The organism is Castellaniella sp., assembly GCF_034675905.1.
Taxonomy (GTDB): domain Bacteria; phylum Pseudomonadota; class Gammaproteobacteria; order Burkholderiales; family Burkholderiaceae_B; genus Castellaniella.
Window position 1 is genome coordinate 1 of the sequence record NZ_JAUCCV010000003.1, and the last position, 15898, is coordinate 15898.

Here is a 15898-nt window from a genome sequence, read left to right on the forward strand (position 1 = left end):
CTCCCCGACCAGGGCTCGAACCTGGGACCTGCGGATTAACAGTCCGTCGCTCTACCGACTGAGCTATCGGGGAATCGCAAAGAAGCGAAACTATAGCATAATTTTTCGAGACCGCACAATTGCCGGCCTCTTCGTGCTCAGGGAAAGCGCATCAGGATCGGTACGCCGGCCCTGCGCAGGCATCCCGAGGTCACGCTGCCCAGCAAAGCGGCTTCGAGCGCGTCCTGGCGCCGGGTGACCATCGCCAGGATGACGCCGCTGCGATGGGCCACATGATCGACAATCGCCTGCACCGGTTCGCCATGCAGCACATCCCAGTCGACGCTCACGCCGTGCTGCTTGGCGAGTTCAGTGGCCTGGGAATGCACATAGCCGGATTCCAGCATCGGCATTTCCTGGCTGGGTCCCTCGCCCACCTGCGCAGCATTGACGGGCTGAACTGCGCTGACGACTTCCAGTCCGGCATCGGCCCACTGGGCAAACCTGGCGGCATCATGGGCCATGACCTCTGGCAACTGGCTGCCATCCAAAGGCACGACTACGCTGCGCAGCGTTATCTTTTCAGAGGCTGCCGTCCTGCCTCCGGTCGGACGATACACCAGCACCGGCCCCTCGGCGCCGCGCACGACACGCCGGGTCACGCTGCCTAGCATGATCTCCATCAAGCCGGAATGCCCGCGCGAGGTCATCGCCAGCAAAGTGGCTGGCTGACTGGCTGCTTCTTTGAGAATCGCCCGGGCCGCATCACCCGTATCCAGCACACACAGGCCGCGGACGCCATGAGCGGATGCAATCGAATTAATGTAATCCCTGGCATCCGCTTCGTCAGACGCTTTACCGACAATACGCAGCAGCATCAGCTCCGTGCCATGCACGGCCGCCAAGCCAGCCGCATAGGGAATCACTTCTTCCGAAAACGGTGAACCATCAAGCGGTACCAGAATGCGTTTGTACATAGCGATCACTCCAGAAGGTATTGTCCAGGACACTGCACAGCCTTGCGAGGCAAGCCCAGTATAGGGTCTCGGGTGCGTTTACCCTAAGCCTACCGCCCTCGTACCTGGTCGATCAGCCTGCGATCCCGTTTGGTGGGACGGCCCGCTGTCAAATCCTGCGCAGGCTCCGGCGCCAGGCGGCGCTGTTCCGCCGCCTGTTCACGGGCCGTGATGCTGACGGGGGTCTCTTGGTACAACAAGGCTGCCTGGGGCGCAGGGCCACGCACGCCGCTGACCGCCCGGACCTCGACCTCGATGTCCAGCCCGGTCTTGCGCACCCGGATCCGGTCGCCCGCAGTCACCTCCCGCGCGGGTTTGGCGACGATCTGATCATTGACCTGGATGCGCCCTGCGCCAATTTCATGCGCAGCCAGGCTGCGGGTCTTGTAGAAACGGGCGGCCCAAAGCCACTTGTCGAGCCGGATCTTGTCCATGCGGTTTCCTTGCTGCAGTCAGAGTCACACAATAGGGGATCAGGCGGGCCGGGGCAAGGCGCTCCCCACCAGGAAGTCATCCAAACGGTAGGTCACCACTGACGAGCCGGCCAGCGGTTTGAAGGCGACCTCCTGCTCGCGCAATTCGCACAGCCATGGCGCCAACGTCAGGGGCTTGACGCCCGCCAGCGCCTGGTGGGTGAACAGCCCGACACAAGACTGATGCGCGGGATCGCGAGCGGATGCGTATTCAAAAGCCTGGACGCCGGCCCCGCGCATATCCGCCCCCAACTGCTGGGTTGCGGTGTAGTCGGACGGATGCATCAGAGACGTGCCGTAGCGATCAAACGGCGGCGCCTGCAGCAGCAGGCCATGATCCGTGCGATAAGCAGCCGTGAACAAGGTATGTTGACTGATCAGCACGTCTTTGGGGGCAGGCCCCGCCATGGACTGGCGAAAAATGAAGCGGTAATAGGCGGATTCAGCCAAGGTCGTCTGCTGGCTCAAGCCGCCATACAGCAGCCCCGGTTCGTGCCGCGCCCCGAACCGCGATCCCCAGGGCAAAGGGGGATACCGGAAAGGGGACCGCAGCAGATAGTGATAACGGTCGCCGCCAACAGGCCAGACGGGTTTGGACGCCTCTAGCAGGGATTCCAGGACCGCCTGCTCTTCCAGGGTGTCCACATAACCCAGGGTGGCGATCTGTTCCTGGCTTTCAACCAAGCGATACAAGACGCCCCGGATCGGTTGAATCTGGTGCGGCCCATCGCATGCCGCCCAGATCAAATCTTGCCCCGCAGTGCATCGACAAAGCGCAGCACCGTCATCAAGCCCTGGATGGTGCGAATCTGTTCGGCGGGCACTCCGCCCGTGACGGTATTCGGGGACTGCATGAAATGCCGGATCCATACGGCATCCCCGCCCGCCAGGGCGAACAAGGCGCGCGCTATCCGGATCAACAGCAGGGCGATTTCCCCCTGTTTGGAGTCAGGGTCCAGAGATTGCGCGGTTTTCATGCGACTGACAGCGGTGCGATGCATGCCCAGCACTGCCGCCAATTGGACCTGGCGCAAACCCAGCTGATCCCCCGCCCGCAATACGGCCTTGGCCAGAACGGCATCCGGGGCCGGAGAGGTCTTGAGCAGGGCTGTCATGGCGATCTTTAATTGGTTCTATATGCACAATTATCTTATAAATGTGCATTTATAACAATATCGACAGACACTGAAACTTACTACAAACTGAACGGTCCAATCCTATCCACCCACCCTCGGAGCCATTGCCCATGAAATGCCCAGTCTGCACGAACACAGACCTCGCCATGTCCTCGCGCCAGAATATCGAAATCGACTACTGCCCCAATTGCCGCGGGGTCTGGCTGGATCGCGGCGAGCTCGACAAGCTGATCGAGCGCAGCGCCAGCGAATCCGCAGCCACGGCGCGGCCCGCTGCTCAAGCGGGACATCCGCCACAGCCTCGCTACGAAGACTCCCGCCGATACGACGGCCACCGCAAGCACAAATCGTTCTGGCACGAAATTTTCGACTGAGCAGTCCATGATGGGCGGTGTCAGTCCGCCCATCATGGACCGAGCCGATGCCGGGACGAAGGACTACTATGAATCCATCGAATTCCCGGACAAAGGCGATGTCACCCATCTACACCATCGGCCATTCCACCCACGACCTGCCGGCCTTTGCGGCTCTGCTGCAAGCGTCGGGGATCGAACGGCTGGTGGACATCCGCACGGTGCCGCGCTCGCGCACCAACCCGCAGTTCAATCGCGACACCCTGCCCGACTCACTGATTCCCTACGGCATCGATTACGAACATCTGGCCGCGCTGGGCGGACTGCGCGGCAAATCAAAAACCACATCGCCTGCGGTGAACGGCTTCTGGGAAAACGACAGTTTTCACCACTACGCCGACTATGCGCTGACAGATGAATTCCGCCAGGGACTGGACACGTTGATCAGCCTGGCGCACGCACAGCGCTGCGCCATCATGTGTTCGGAAGCCGTCTGGTGGCGCTGCCACCGTCGCATTGTCAGCGACTATCTGATCGCCCGAGCAATCCCGGTCTTTCATATCATGGGGCCGGGCCACGTGGACGCCGCCAGCCTGACGCGGGGAGCTGTCGTTCAGGCGGATGCGACTGTCCTATACCCCCTCGCCGCACAGGCCGCCGGCTGAAGGGCCTGCCCACGACCCACCCCGGTGTACAGGCCAGTTCCAGCAACGTTCGGGCATGCCGGCAGCGCCGGCATTCAGCCGACCGTCAACATGGTAAATCTTCATGTCGGACGCGAACCATTTCCCTACGCCATGATCTGAGCATCAGGTGGATCGATCTGCCCGCCCGGATGCAAAGGTGCTCCCGGGCACCCTCTGGAGTTCATGTCATGACGACACGTTCCCGCATTGCCTACTTGACGGCCTGCTCCGTGGCCGCTCTCGGCCTCGCTATGGCCGCGCCGGTTTTTGCTGCCAATACCGCAGCAGGCGCCCCCGCTCAGGCTACGGCCCAGGCGACTGCGAAAACCGCCCCGGCCCATAAAGCCAAAGCACAGCACAAGGCCAAGAAAGCTCACTCGTCCGCCAAGAAACACACGATGCCGCAAACCAAATCCTGAATCATCACAAGGCCCTGATCAGCCATATTCAACGCCGCAGCATGTCGCTGCGGCGTTTTTCATGCGGTTTTTGGATACACTGAATCTCTTTAGACTTCACCGTTCGGACTGAAGCCGCATGCACCTGCAACGCAATACTCTGCACAACGAACTACACGCTCGACCCTCGATGTATTTCGACGCGCCCGCCCAGGTCTTTCACCTGGCTATTCTGGACGAGAGCGATGCTGCGCAGACCATTATCCGCACGCTGTGCAACCGCCACGTTGCCCTGGCCGATCCGACCCTGCCCCAGGGCGAATTCCCGGTGGGCGACGCTCATCTGAAATGGGAACGGCATACTGAATTTCTGACGCTGACCCTGGTCAGTCCCGGCGCGAGCGCCAGTCCCTGGCCCGCCTTGCCCGCCGTGCTGGCCGAGGTTGCAGAAACCCATAGCGAACTGATCATCAACGCCGACCAGATCTGTGTGGAGTCGGAAACATCCTGGCGCGGCGACCTGGACGCCTACGGTTTTCACGACCCGGTCGGGTCCGATCTGGACGACGGCAAGGCTACGGTCTGGAGCGACCTGCGCCTGAACGGCAACGGCTTGAACCGCATGCTGGTGCTCAACCGTCAATTGGACGGCCGGCGCCTGGGCCGGATGGTGCGCCGCCTGCTGGAAATCGAAACCTATCGCCTGATGGCGTCCATGACCCTGCCCGTCGCGCGCATGCTGGGCAGCGAACTGCGGCAATATGAAATCGAACTGGTGGCGCTGTCGGACGACAACGCCCTGGCCGAAGCCGACGACATCCGGGCGCTGTTGAAACGCATCACGCGGCTATCGGCTCGCGTGACTCAGACCCGCGCCCGCACCCGCCTGCGCTTCAGCGCCACCGAAGCCTATGCTCAACTGGTCTTCGAGCGCATCGCCGAACTGCATGAAAGCCGCACCGGCGACTGCCAGCAACTGGGCACCTTCATCGCCCAGCGCTTTCGTCCGACCGTCCGCTACTGCGAATCGACCGACAAACGCCTGACGCGCATCGGCAGCGCCGTGGCCCATCTGGGCAATCTGCTGCAGGCTCGGGTCCAGGTCGAAATGGAAGAGCAGAACAGCAAGATCCTGCAAAGCCTGAGCACCCGCGCCGATACCCAGATCAAGATCCAGAGGGCAGTCGAGGGCCTGTCCATCATCGCCATCAGCTACTATCTGTTCAGCCTGTTCAAACTGCTGTATCAGGGCATCCTGACACTGGGTTTCGACTGGTCGCCGCATTCCGCCCTGCTGACCAGCATGCCGGTAGCAGCCATTATCATCGGCGCCATCGCCTACCGCATCCGCAACGCCCGGCGGCACTGACCCAACCGTCACACCGACATCCATGCATACCAACACGCTTCATTTCCGCAGCTTTCTGCTGCTGCTGACCGCCGTCTCGATCGCGTTCATCAGCATTCTGATACCGTTTTACGCGGCTATTTTCTGGGGCGGCGTGCTGGCGGTGATCTTCAGCCCCCTGCACCGCTGGCTGCTGCGCCTGCTGGGCGGCGAACGCCCCGGCCTGGCGTCCTTTCTGACCGTGCTGTGTATTACCTTGATGGTGATTCTGCCCCTGCTGTTCATCGCGGGCGCCCTGGCCAACGAGGTCGCGGGCCTATACACCCGCATCAATACCGGGCAGCTGAACCTGGGCCAATACTACGAGCAGATCGTGGCCGCCTTGCCGCCCTCGGTGCACGGCTGGCTGAATTCCTTAGGGGTGGGTGATCTGCTCAGCATCCGCGAAAAGCTGTCGGCCGGCGCCTTGCAAGCCAGTCAGTTCCTGGCCAAGCAGGCTGTCAACATCGGCCAGAACACCTTTCAGTTCGTGGTCGGACTGGGCGTGATGCTGTATCTGCTGTTCTTTCTGCTGCGAGACAGCACATCACTGGTGCCGTCTCTCATGCAGCTGATCCCGCTGCAGGACGACCACCGTCACAAGCTCTTCCAGAAATTCGCCACCGTCGTCCGGGCTACCGTCAAAGGCAATATCGTGATCGCCGCCACCCAGGGCTTGCTGGGCGGCCTGATGTTCACCTTTCTGGGCATCCAGGGCGCCTTGTTCTGGGGTGTGTTGATGGCCTTTCTGTCGCTGCTGCCCGCCGTGGGCGCATCGCTGATCTGGGTGCCGGTAGCCATCTATTTCCTGGTGACCGGCGCCTGGTGGCAAGGCATTACGCTGACTGTATTCGGCATCATGGTGATCGGCCTGATCGACAACCTGCTGCGCCCTATTCTAGTGGGCAAGGACACCAAACTGCCCGATTACGTGGTCCTGATTTCCACCCTGGGCGGCCTGTCGGTATTCGGCCTGAACGGCTTTGTCATCGGCCCGCTGTTTGCGGCCCTGTTCATGGCTTGCTGGGGCTTGTTTCCCGATGCCGTGGCCGCGATCCAGAACAGCCGCCCGCAGGATGATGCAGCTGCTTCAGGCCGCAGCGCGCCGGATCAGGACTAGGCCTAGGACTAGGCCCGCCTGATCCAGGCACGCCATCAGGACAGGATGATCGTGATATTGACGATCAGCGCCGCCGCCCAGATCAGCGAGCGTACCGTCCCGCGCCCCAGCATATAGGCCAGGACAAACAGCACCCGCAGCGCGATCCAGACGCCCATCAGGCCGACCAGCCGGTTCGCCGGCACATTGGCGTACAAGGCATACAACACGGCGGCGTAAAAAAACGGCAGGCCCTCGAACAGATTGGCCTGAGCGGCATTGGCTCGCGCCCGCCAGCCCTGCTGCGCCGCCAGCCACGGCCTGGGGTCGTTGTTGTCGAAGCGCCGTCCCCCCGCCTTAGCCGCAATGGCGGCAACATAGGGCAGCGCGGCCGCCGCAATCATCAGACCCGGAATCATGCTCATGAAAGCCCCTCAGTAGTTGAAAAAATTCCATGTATAATAGCTGGCTTTGGTGGGGTTTAACCCTGCCAGACGATGGCGATTCACCATAACCGCCATGGCCGGCTTAGCTCAGTTGGTAGAGCAGCTCATTCGTAATGAGAAGGTCGGGGGTTCGACTCCTCTAGCCGGCACCATAAGATCATCTCAATCAAGCCCCATGCGATTCATCGCCGGGGCTTTTTTGATGCCTGCCCGCCTCTCCGGGCCAAGACACCCCTTATTCATCCGCCATTCATCTGGCGCCGCGTATCATGTCACCGTCTTGTCGCCACGCAAGGACGGATCATGAACCCATCGAATGACCGCTACAGCCGTCTGATGATGGCGGCGCATTGGTTGACGCTGATCCTGCTGATCGCAATCTACGCACTGATCGAACTGCGCGGCCTGGTTCCCAAAAGCAATCCACTGCATGACGCCATGAAATCATGGCATGCCATGGCCGGCCTGACGGTGTTCTGCCTGACCTTCATCCGGCTGTCCATCCGCAACGTCTCGGCCATTCCACCGATCACCCCGATCCTCTCCGACTGGCAACACCGGCTGGCGCGCGCCATGCACCTGACTCTGTATGCCTTTCTGATCCTGATGCCGCTGCTGGGCTGGCTGACGCTCAGCGCCCAAGACAAGCCCGTGCCTTTCTTTGCGTGGGAATGGCCCGCACTGATCACGCCGGACAAGGCGCTGGGCCGCAACCTGCAGGATATCCACGAAATCATCGGCAATATCGGCTATTTCCTGATCGGCCTGCACGCCGCTGCCGCTCTGGCGCACCACTACATCTTGCGTGACAACACGCTGATCCGCATGCTGCCTGGACAGCGATCAGGCTCCGTCCATCAGCCTCGGGATCGTTCCAGCCACTGAAAGAGCCCCATGCCTGTCAACATGGCGGCGACGAACACGGCCGCCTGCCAACGCCCCGCCCCCAAATCGACCAGGGCTGGACCAGGACACAGGCCGACCAGCCCCCAGCCGATGCCGAACACCAGACTGCCGCCCACCAGACGGCCATCGATATGACGGACGGCAGGCAAAGCCAGCGGCAAGCCCAGGTAGGTCGTCGCCCGCCGACCGGCCAGCCGGAACGCCAGCAGGCCGGCCATCACGGCGCCGCCCATCACCAAGACCAGAGACGGGTCCCAGGCCCCGGCAATGTCCAGGAAACCGATGACCTTGGCCGGTTCCGCCATGCCCGACACCAACAAACCGATGCCAAAGACCAAGCCGGCCAGAAATGCGGTGAAAATTGTCATGATGCGATCCTTACAGTCCCAGAAAACGACGCACTACGGCCACAGTCACCATGCCGGCGCCGATGAAGCAGACCGTCGCCACCAGCGATCGCGGCGACAGACGCGACAGGCCGCATACGCCATGCCCGGAAGTGCAGCCGCCCGCATAACGGGTACCCAGGCCGACCAATAGGCCGGCGACAATCAGCGTCCCGACTTCCGCATCAATCTGGATCCGGACCGCATGACCCGACGTCTGCGCCAGCCAGGGCGCCGCCATCAGGCCGGCCACGAAAGCTACCCGCCAACCGCGATCCCCGGCGCCTGCCCGCAGCAGGCCGCCCAGCACCCCGCTGATGCCTGCAATGCGGCCATTGAGCAAAATGAACAGGGCCGCCGCCCCACCGATCATCACCCCCCCGATCAAGGCGGACCAGGGCGTAAAGGCATGCCAATCAATCATGGTGTGTTCCTGCCGGACAATAAATTGCATAGAGCGCCGCCAGCACCTGCAGCATCTGCGGCTGAGCGACGCGGTAGAAAACCTGCTTGCCGCTGCGGCGCGTGACGACTACGCCTTCGGACCGCAACACCCCCAGCTGCTGGGACAAGGTCGGCTGATGAATCCCCAACAAGGTTTCCAGTTCGCCCACGCTGCGCTCTCCTTGGGACAGCTGGCACAGCAGCAACAGGCGTTCGGGATTGGCCAGGACCTTCAGGTCGGCCACCGCCAGGGCGGCGGCGGCCCGCAGGCGATCAGGATCTAGAACATCAGGGGACATGGTGGATTCAAGCAATGGATCTTGCATAACAATATATCATTAAATATAATATTGATCAATATATTGTTTGCCAGCCAGCTATCATCGGAAGGACGCGCTTATCCCGCTCCGCCGCCTGAAAAACAAAGGAAACTGCCGTGTCCCCATCCATCCAGCCATTTTTCGATCCCGTCACGGGCACCGTCAGTTATGTGCTGTCCGATCCCGTCAGCCGGATGGCGGCGGTCATCGATCCTGTGCTGGACTACGCACCGGCATCCGGGCGCACCGATACCTCATCTGCTGATCGGATCCTCGGCTATCTACACGATCAGCAACTGACTCAGCAATGGATACTGGAAACCCATGCGCATGCCGACCACCTGTCGGCGGCGGCCTATCTGCGCCAGCGCGCGGGGGGCCATATCGCCATCGGCGCATCCATCCGCCAAGTGCAGGGGGTATTCAAAAAGCTCTATAACCTGGGGGCTGACTTCCAGGCCGATGGCAGCCAATTCGATCAGCTGTTTGCCGATGGCGACACCTTCATGATCGGCACACTGCAGGCACGTGCGCTGTTCGTGCCGGGCCATACGCCTGCGGACATGGCCTATCAGGCAGGGGATGCCGTCTTTACCGGCGACACGCTGTTCATGCCCGATGTGGGCACGGCGCGCACCGATTTTCCCGGGGGCGATGCGCGAACCCTGTACCGGTCCATCCAGCGCCTCCTGGCGCTGCCGGACGCGACCCGGCTGTTCGCCTGCCACGACTATCCGCCGGATACCCGCCCTGCCGCCTGGGAAAGCAGCGTGGCGCAGCACAAGGCGCACAATATTCATGTGCGCGACGGGATCACGGAAGATGCTTTCGTGGCGCTGCGTCAGGCGCGGGATGCCACGCTGGACGCGCCGACGCTGATCCTGCCGGCGCTGCAGGTCAATATCCGCGCCGGACAGCTGCCGCCCGCCGAAGACAACGGCACGTCCTACCTGAAGATTCCGCTCAACGCGCTGTCCTCGGCGCCAGCAGGGACGCAGGCGCCCCGCTGACATCCGCCGCAAAAATCAGAATGTCGAAGCGCAATGCCCGCCGCTGGGGGCCACCCCTGACCCGGCGGCGATCAGCGGCGGCTCAGCGCGAACATTGATCGGAGCGCTGCTGGCCCAATCCCAGGCGAAAAACCCCACCAGCAGCAACCAGAAAGCAAGGGCTAGAAATCGGGTCTTCATCTGCCGCCCCTGATCAAAATGCAAACCGGCGGCGCACCCGCACACCGATCAGCGAACCCAGAAAGGCCATGGGCACCCAGATCCAGCCATGCAGGCTGCCGGTCGAAATGCCGCTGACCATGGCGCCGATATTGCAACCGAACGCCAGCCGAGAGCTATAGCCCAGCAATAATCCAGCCCCCAAACCGATCATCCACTGGCTGGCCGTCATGGGCCGTGCGGCGGCGCGCGGTTTGCCGGCTGCGATCCACAAGGCGCCGGCCAAAATACCGATATTGGTGATCGAGGTGACATCCAGAAAAACGGATTGGGTCAGCGTGGCGGTATTGACGGGTTCGCTCCAGAAGGCGTTGGCGGCCGGATCAAACAGATTCGTCGCAGCGGCCAGCTTGGCGGCCCATAGACCAAAGCCATAGACGATGCCCCAAGGTTGACCGGCGATCACCAGATTCAACACGGCCAGCAGCGCCAGCAGCACGGCGCCCACCAGCAATTTACGATCCCACCAACGGGCAGCGCGCCCGGTCCAGCGCGTCACCCCCCAACCGACCAGCGCCAGTCCTGCCAGCGTCAACAACAAGGCCGTGGGCGCACCGACATGCGTCACCAGACCATAAGGCGGCAAAGCACCCAAGGACAGCCATTGATCCAGCGTCGCCGACCCCAGAAAACTGCCAATGGCAAACAGCGGCAAGATCGCCATGTTCATGGGAATACCCAGCCCGGCCTTGTACAGCGTGCCGGAACCGCAGCCATCGGCCACCTGCATGCAGGCGCCAAATACAAAAGCCCCGACAATCAGGCTGACGCTGGGCGGCCCCAGCGCCGCCCCCAGATCCGTCGGATAGGCAGCCAGCAGGGGCATTGACACTGCCGCGGCAATCGCCAGCAGCACCAGCTGCGCCAGCACCCCTGACGGGTCGCGCTGCTCGATGAGCCGCCGCCAACCGGTCGTGAAACCGAAACGCGCGCCAGCCAACACGGCGCCCAGGCCGATGCCGACCAGAAACAGCAGCGCCTGACGCAAGGCCACCGACCAGGCCAGAAAGATCAGAAAGGCGGCGATGACCGCCGCCAAGGGAATCCGCTTTATCATGGAATAGTCGCCTGCTTAACCGAACAAGCCCTTGACCTTATCCAGGATCTGGCTGCCGCGACCCGGCACATTGCTCATCGGCCGGGATGCGTCTTGAGACCATTCGGCCAGAGATTCCGGATACAGCCGCACATTTTTCACACCCACCACTTCCGACAGAGCGAACCAGTCGGTCGCCGCCCAATGGCCGGTATTGCAAAAGGAAATCGTTTCTGCCGCCTGCTCGCCCGGCAACAGTTCAGCCGCGATCTGGCGCGCCTGATCCAGGGATACGAAAATCGACGTGCCGGGTTTGAACCAGCGCCCGTTTTCCACATTGACAGCGCCCTGGATGGTGCCCGGCACCTGGGCAGTGGGGGCTTTGACCTTGCCCAGATAGAAGTCCAGTGGCCGCGCATCGACCAAGCGGGTCTGAGGATTGCCGACTTGGGCGGCGACCTGATCTGTGGTCGCCAGGATTGCCTCGTCCAACTGCGCCTGGAAGGCGCTGGCCGTCACCGTCGGCGTGATCTGGTCTTGCGGCAGATTGGCATCCGCCCAGGCCTTCACCCCGCCATTGAGCACCGACAGGTCTTTCAGGCCCAGATATTTCAATGTCCAGTAGACACGCGCCGAAGCGCCGAAATCCGTACTGTCGGCCCCCGAGAACACGACCACCGCATGGACGCTCTGATCCACTCCCAGCGTCTGCACCAGCTGGGTCAGGCGGTCCACCGGCGGCAACTGGCCAGGATTGTTCGCCGGGCCGCGCCACTGCGCATAGGGAGCCGACACTGCGCCTGGGATGTGACCAGCCGCATAGGCTTCAGCCGGGCGGATGTCGATCACGCGCACCGAAGACTGCTGATGCAAGGCATTCAGTTCAGGCGGGGTCAGCAGCGGTTGAGCCGCCCAGGCGCTGCTGGTCGCAGCCAGGGTCAAGACCGCACCACCGAAAAAGGCAGACAGGATGTTCATTGTGGGAACCAGGATAGAGAACGGAACAGGCATTCATTGTCCCAGATTCGATCTGGCCGCCAGCGATACCTATCAAACTCCTGGTTATATAAAACCCATCTGAAATCCGGCCCGGCCTGCGGCGATTGCCGCGCCGGGTCCAGCGCGCCTCCGGCGACCGGCTCAGGCGCGCAATGGTCCCGCCTGGTTGGCAGGCACGATCTGGATGATCTGCGCAGCGCTGTCGGTCGCGGCGGCCAGGGCTGCCTGGGGCAGCGCGCCATCCGCCCAGGCATGGACGAACGCCGAGGCAAAGGCATCGCCGGCGCCGATGGTGGATACGGCATCCACGGTTCTGGCCGCATGGAAATGCCCCTGCTCGCCATCGAAGAACAAGGCTCCGCCCGCCCCCAACGTGACCAGGATGGACTGCCCCGGGCGCCGGATCAGCCGGCGCGCCAAAGCCTGCGCCACATCGGGCGGCGGCGCATCGGTCTGCAGCGTATCGCCGCCGCTCAGTTTCGCCGCTTCGCGGGCATTGACGCATAACAAGTCCGCCTGATCCCACAAGCCATGCAGGGCGGCAGGATCGGATAACTGCCGGGCGCCGGGGGTCACGACCAGACGAAAGGATCGATCCGCCATGCCTGCCAGGGCTTCTTGCAGCCACGCCTGGGATGCCAGAGACAAGCCGGTCACATAGACGACATCGGCCTGCTGCAGACCGTCGAAACCTTGCTCGCCCACCCAAGTACTGGCGCCGCGTTGCGCATACGCCCGTGCGGCGCCCGTATCATCCACCATGACCACGGCCTTGCCGGTCGGCAGCGTGTGATCCGGAATGGCGGCACGGATGCCATGACGCTGCAGCAGATCGCGGATCAGGCCGCCTTCCAGGTCGCGCCCTACGCACGCATGGACCGTCACCTGCGCGCCCAGCGCCGCCACGTTCAGCGCAGCATTGACCGCCCCGCCCCCGGCATATAGACCGATATGGTCCACATCCTGCTTGGCGCCCCGCATGGGCTGCACATGAGAAACAACGATGTCGACGATGGCTGCGCCGATGGTGGTGAATTGCATGACGATCCAGGCACTGATGGGATGGGGAGCCGAAAGCCTAATCCAGACGCAGCAGGAATCCATATCAGGGTTTTCACCAATGAAGTACACTGCACATCTGAAGGATTTTCTTCCTCGACTCCATGTCCCCATCCTCTTTGCCACACCGCCGGGCGCCTGCTTCGCCCGGCTTGGTCATTCTGGCGCTGGCCATCGGCGCCTTCGCGATCGGCACAACCGAATTCGCCACCATGAGCCTGCTGCCGTATTTTGCACAGGACCTGGGGATCGATGCGCCCACTGCCGGCCACGTCATCAGCGCTTATGCGCTGGGGGTGGTGGTCGGCGCGCCGCTCTTGACCGTGCTGGCCGCCCGCATCGCGCGGCGCACGCTGCTGATCTGGCTGATGGGCATGTTTTCCCTGTTCAATGCCTTGTGCGCTTTTGCGCCCAACTATGAATCCCTGCTGGTGCTGCGCTTTCTGAGCGGCTTGCCGCACGGCGCCTATTTCGGCATCGGCTCTCTGGTGGCGGTATCGCTGGTGCCGCATGGCCGGCGCAATCAGGCTGTCGGCCGCATGTTTCTGGGCCTGACGGTGGCCACCATCATCGGCGTGCCGTTTGCCAACTGGCTGGGACACGCGCTGACCTGGCGTTGGGGTTTCGGCCTGGTCGCCGCGTCCGGCCTGCTGACCATGGCGCTGGTGGCGCGATTGGCCCCTTACAGCCCGCCCGAAGCCGGCGCCAGCCCCTGGCGTGAACTGGGCGCGCTCAAGCACCTGCAAGTCTGGCTGACCCTGGCGGTGGGCGCCATTGGATTCGGCGGCATGTTCGCGGTCTACACCTATCTGGCCGACGTCCTGCTGGAAGTCACCCATGTGTCGCCGGAAACCGTGCCGCTGGTGCTGGGGATCTTCGGCGTGGGGCTGACCGTGGGCAACATCCTGATCCCCTGGCTGGCGGACAAGGCCCTGCTGCCGACCGCCGCCGGCCTGCTGCTCTGGAGCGCCGCCATGACTGCGCTGTTCCCCCTGGCGGCTGACCACATCTGGTCGATCTCTCTGAATGTGTTTTTCATCGGCTTCGGCGGCGCGCTGGGCACGGTGCTGCAAACCCGCCTGATGGATGTGGCGCGGCATGCCCAGGGGCTGGCGGCCGCGCTGAACCATTCCGCCTTCAACTTCGCCAATGCCCTGGGACCGCTGCTGGGCGGCATGGCGATTGCCGGCGGCTACGGCTGGACTTCGCCGGGCTGGGTGGGGACCGGGCTGGCGCTGGGCGGCTTCGCCATCCTGATGCTCTCTATGGCCATCGACAGATCCCGCGCCATCCGCCAGGCGCCAGAACCCTCCGTCTGATACCCGGCCCGCCGCACCCAAGAGGCCGCTAAATCAGGCCATCGAAGTCCGCCGCGGCATGCCGCTCGCGCAGATTGCCTTCAGCGGTGCGATTGACCAAGCGCCCGCGCTGCACGGCGGGGCGCTGCGCGATCTGATTCGCCCAGCGCAACACATGCTGGTAGTCCTGCGCCGACAGAAATTCCGACACGCCATAGACCTGCCCCAACACCAGCCCGCCGTACCAGGGCCAGATCGCGATATCCGCAATGGTGTAGTCATCCCCCGCGACGAATGCATGCTGCGCCAGACGCTGATCCAGCACATCCAGCTGCCGCTTGGCTTCCATGGCGAAACGATTGATGGCGTACTCGATCTTGAACGGCGCATACGCATAAAAATGGCCCAGACCGCCGCCCACGTAGGGGGCGCTGCCCACCTGCCAGAATAGCCAGGACAGGCATTCCGCGCGGCCTGCCGGATCGGCAGGCAGAAACGCGCCGAATTTTTCCGCCAGATGCAGCAGGATCGCGCCGGATTCGAACACCCGGATGGGCGATACCCCGCTGCGATCCACCAGTGCGGGAATCTTGGAATTCGGATTCACCTCGACAAAGCCGCTGCCAAACTGATCGCCCTCGCCAATCTGGATCAGCCAGGCGTCGTACTCGGCCCCGACATGACCGGCCGCCAGGAGCTCTTCGAGCATGATCGTGGCCTTGATGCCATTGGGCGTGCCTTGGGAATACAACTGCAGGGGGTGCTGTCCCACCGGCAAGGTTTGATCGTGCGTCGCCCCGGACACCGGGCGGTTGATGCTGGCAAAACGCCCGCCGCTGGGTTTCTCCCAGGTCCAGACTTTGGGAGGCACGTATTCAGAAGGTTGATTCATGGCTTGAGGGACTCCTGGGCTGAGCCGGCGCACCGGCGCAATCGCTGACAACACCGCCCCGGCTACAGCCGGGCGGCATCAATAATGGGGGGGACGCTCATCCTGCGGATGAGGCGCACCGGCAGGCCCATCCGGGCCGCGCTGCTGACGAAGACCCTGCAGTTCGCGGGCCAGGGCTTCGATCTGCTGCTGCTGCCGGAATACCTGCTGGTTCAATTGATCCAGCAGGTCGTCGGCATACGTCGCCTTCAGTTCCAGTTCGACGATACGCGCTTCCAGCGCAGCCTGTTCATTCATGTTCACAACCCCCGGCAAGCCCCTATTACAGCACAGGCAGCCACGCCGGGGGCTGCGGC

At 62.8% G+C, this 15898-nt stretch carries 22 protein-coding genes and 2 tRNA genes; 9 read left to right on the forward strand and 15 right to left on the reverse strand.

What is annotated here, in order from left to right; genetic code table 11:
- From VDP79_RS04430 to VDP79_RS04450, 5 genes are all read right to left on the reverse strand, one after another.
- Positions 1-73, reverse strand: a tRNA-Asn gene (locus tag VDP79_RS04430).
- Between the two features lie 64 nt (positions 74-137).
- The gene (locus VDP79_RS04435) at positions 138-956 is read right to left on the reverse strand and encodes a universal stress protein (RefSeq protein ID WP_323017025.1); all 819 of its coding nucleotides are present in this window, start codon (positions 954-956) and stop codon (positions 138-140) included.
- Between the two features lie 89 nt (positions 957-1045).
- A complete protein-coding gene (locus tag VDP79_RS04440) occupies positions 1046-1429 on the reverse strand; it encodes an RNA-binding S4 domain-containing protein (protein WP_323017026.1) in 384 nt (127 codons plus the stop codon).
- A gap of 39 nt (positions 1430-1468) precedes the next feature.
- On the reverse strand, positions 1469-2161 hold the full coding sequence (locus VDP79_RS04445) for an RES family NAD+ phosphorylase (RefSeq protein WP_323017027.1): 693 nt from the start codon (positions 2159-2161) through the stop codon (positions 1469-1471).
- A 50-nt stretch (positions 2162-2211) separates the two neighbouring features.
- Entirely contained in the window at positions 2212-2583 is a 372-nt protein-coding gene (locus VDP79_RS04450; protein WP_323017028.1) for an MbcA/ParS/Xre antitoxin family protein, read from the reverse strand.
- A gap of 131 nt (positions 2584-2714) precedes the next feature.
- Here VDP79_RS04450 and VDP79_RS04455 point away from each other — a divergent pair, with 131 nt between their 5' ends.
- From VDP79_RS04455 to VDP79_RS04475, 5 genes are all read left to right on the forward strand, one after another.
- Positions 2715-2978, forward strand: a complete 264-nt coding sequence (locus VDP79_RS04455) for a zf-TFIIB domain-containing protein (protein ID WP_323017029.1) — start codon at positions 2715-2717, stop codon at positions 2976-2978.
- Between the two features lie 98 nt (positions 2979-3076).
- Positions 3077-3622 carry a DUF488 domain-containing protein gene (locus VDP79_RS04460; RefSeq protein ID WP_323017030.1) on the forward strand — a complete coding sequence of 182 codons (546 nt, stop codon included), beginning with the start codon at positions 3077-3079 and terminating at the stop codon, positions 3620-3622.
- A 209-nt stretch (positions 3623-3831) separates the two neighbouring features.
- The gene (locus VDP79_RS04465; protein ID WP_323017031.1) at positions 3832-4062 is read left to right on the forward strand and encodes a hypothetical protein; all 231 of its coding nucleotides are present in this window, start codon (positions 3832-3834) and stop codon (positions 4060-4062) included.
- Positions 4063-4180: 118 nt separating this feature from the next.
- Complete coding sequence (locus VDP79_RS04470; RefSeq protein WP_323017032.1) at positions 4181-5410, forward strand: DUF3422 domain-containing protein; 1230 nt, start codon at positions 4181-4183, stop codon at positions 5408-5410.
- A gap of 22 nt (positions 5411-5432) precedes the next feature.
- Positions 5433-6548: an AI-2E family transporter gene (locus tag VDP79_RS04475; RefSeq protein ID WP_323017033.1), complete on the forward strand. Its 1116-nt coding sequence runs from the start codon at positions 5433-5435 to the stop codon at positions 6546-6548.
- A gap of 35 nt (positions 6549-6583) precedes the next feature.
- Here VDP79_RS04475 and VDP79_RS04480 read toward each other — a convergent pair whose 3' ends face one another.
- Complete coding sequence (locus VDP79_RS04480; protein WP_323017034.1) at positions 6584-6952, reverse strand: MAPEG family protein; 369 nt, start codon at positions 6950-6952, stop codon at positions 6584-6586.
- Positions 6953-7049: 97 nt separating this feature from the next.
- Here VDP79_RS04480 and VDP79_RS04485 point away from each other — a divergent pair.
- Both VDP79_RS04485 and VDP79_RS04490 read left to right on the forward strand, forming a co-directional pair.
- Positions 7050-7125, forward strand: a tRNA-Thr gene (locus VDP79_RS04485).
- A gap of 151 nt (positions 7126-7276) precedes the next feature.
- The gene (locus tag VDP79_RS04490; protein ID WP_323017035.1) at positions 7277-7858 is read left to right on the forward strand and encodes a cytochrome b; all 582 of its coding nucleotides are present in this window, start codon (positions 7277-7279) and stop codon (positions 7856-7858) included.
- Here the strand turns inward: VDP79_RS04490 and VDP79_RS04495 are convergent.
- Genes VDP79_RS04495 through VDP79_RS04505 form a run of 3 tightly spaced genes read right to left on the reverse strand, consistent with a single transcriptional unit; the run spans position 7831 to position 9008 of the window.
- The gene (locus tag VDP79_RS04495; protein WP_323017036.1) at positions 7831-8247 is read right to left on the reverse strand and encodes a DUF6691 family protein; all 417 of its coding nucleotides are present in this window, start codon (positions 8245-8247) and stop codon (positions 7831-7833) included. The two genes, VDP79_RS04490 and VDP79_RS04495, sit on opposite strands and share 28 nt — an antisense overlap.
- 10 nt (positions 8248-8257) lie before the next feature.
- On the reverse strand, positions 8258-8689 hold the full coding sequence (locus VDP79_RS04500; protein WP_323017037.1) for a YeeE/YedE family protein: 432 nt from the start codon (positions 8687-8689) through the stop codon (positions 8258-8260).
- Positions 8682-9008 carry a metalloregulator ArsR/SmtB family transcription factor gene (locus tag VDP79_RS04505; protein WP_323017038.1) on the reverse strand — a complete coding sequence of 109 codons (327 nt, stop codon included), beginning with the start codon at positions 9006-9008 and terminating at the stop codon, positions 8682-8684. Before VDP79_RS04505 ends, VDP79_RS04500 begins: the two co-directional genes overlap by 8 nt.
- Before the next feature lie 137 nt (positions 9009-9145).
- Between VDP79_RS04505 and VDP79_RS04510 the strand changes: the two genes are divergently transcribed.
- Positions 9146-10039, forward strand: a complete 894-nt coding sequence (locus VDP79_RS04510; protein ID WP_323017039.1) for an MBL fold metallo-hydrolase — start codon at positions 9146-9148, stop codon at positions 10037-10039.
- 15 nt (positions 10040-10054) lie between these two features.
- On the opposite strand, the gene VDP79_RS04515 is transcribed toward VDP79_RS04510, so the two are convergent.
- The 4 genes from VDP79_RS04515 to VDP79_RS04530 form a co-directional block, all read right to left on the reverse strand.
- Positions 10055-10219, reverse strand: a complete 165-nt coding sequence (locus VDP79_RS04515; protein WP_323017040.1) for a hypothetical protein — start codon at positions 10217-10219, stop codon at positions 10055-10057.
- Between the two features lie 13 nt (positions 10220-10232).
- Positions 10233-11312, reverse strand: a complete 1080-nt coding sequence (locus VDP79_RS04520) for a YeeE/YedE thiosulfate transporter family protein (protein WP_323017109.1) — start codon at positions 11310-11312, stop codon at positions 10233-10235.
- 18 nt (positions 11313-11330) lie between these two features.
- Positions 11331-12272, reverse strand: coding sequence for a sulfurtransferase (locus VDP79_RS04525; protein ID WP_323017041.1), 942 nt, complete (start codon positions 12270-12272; stop codon positions 11331-11333).
- Positions 12273-12434: 162 nt separating this feature from the next.
- Complete coding sequence (locus VDP79_RS04530; RefSeq protein ID WP_323017042.1) at positions 12435-13334, reverse strand: carbohydrate kinase family protein; 900 nt, start codon at positions 13332-13334, stop codon at positions 12435-12437.
- A 122-nt stretch (positions 13335-13456) separates the two neighbouring features.
- On the opposite strand from VDP79_RS04530, the gene VDP79_RS04535 reads away from it, so the two are divergent.
- Positions 13457-14671, forward strand: a complete 1215-nt coding sequence (locus VDP79_RS04535) for an MFS transporter (RefSeq protein ID WP_323017043.1) — start codon at positions 13457-13459, stop codon at positions 14669-14671.
- 28 nt (positions 14672-14699) lie between these two features.
- Here VDP79_RS04535 and yghU read toward each other — a convergent pair whose 3' ends face one another.
- On the reverse strand, positions 14700-15542 hold the full coding sequence (gene yghU / locus VDP79_RS04540; RefSeq protein ID WP_323017044.1) for a glutathione-dependent disulfide-bond oxidoreductase: 843 nt from the start codon (positions 15540-15542) through the stop codon (positions 14700-14702).
- Between the two features lie 78 nt (positions 15543-15620).
- Positions 15621-15839 (reverse strand): SlyX family protein, encoded by a 219-nt coding sequence (locus VDP79_RS04545; protein ID WP_323017045.1) that lies wholly within the window; start codon positions 15837-15839, stop codon positions 15621-15623.
- Positions 15840-15898 lie beyond the last annotated feature (59 nt).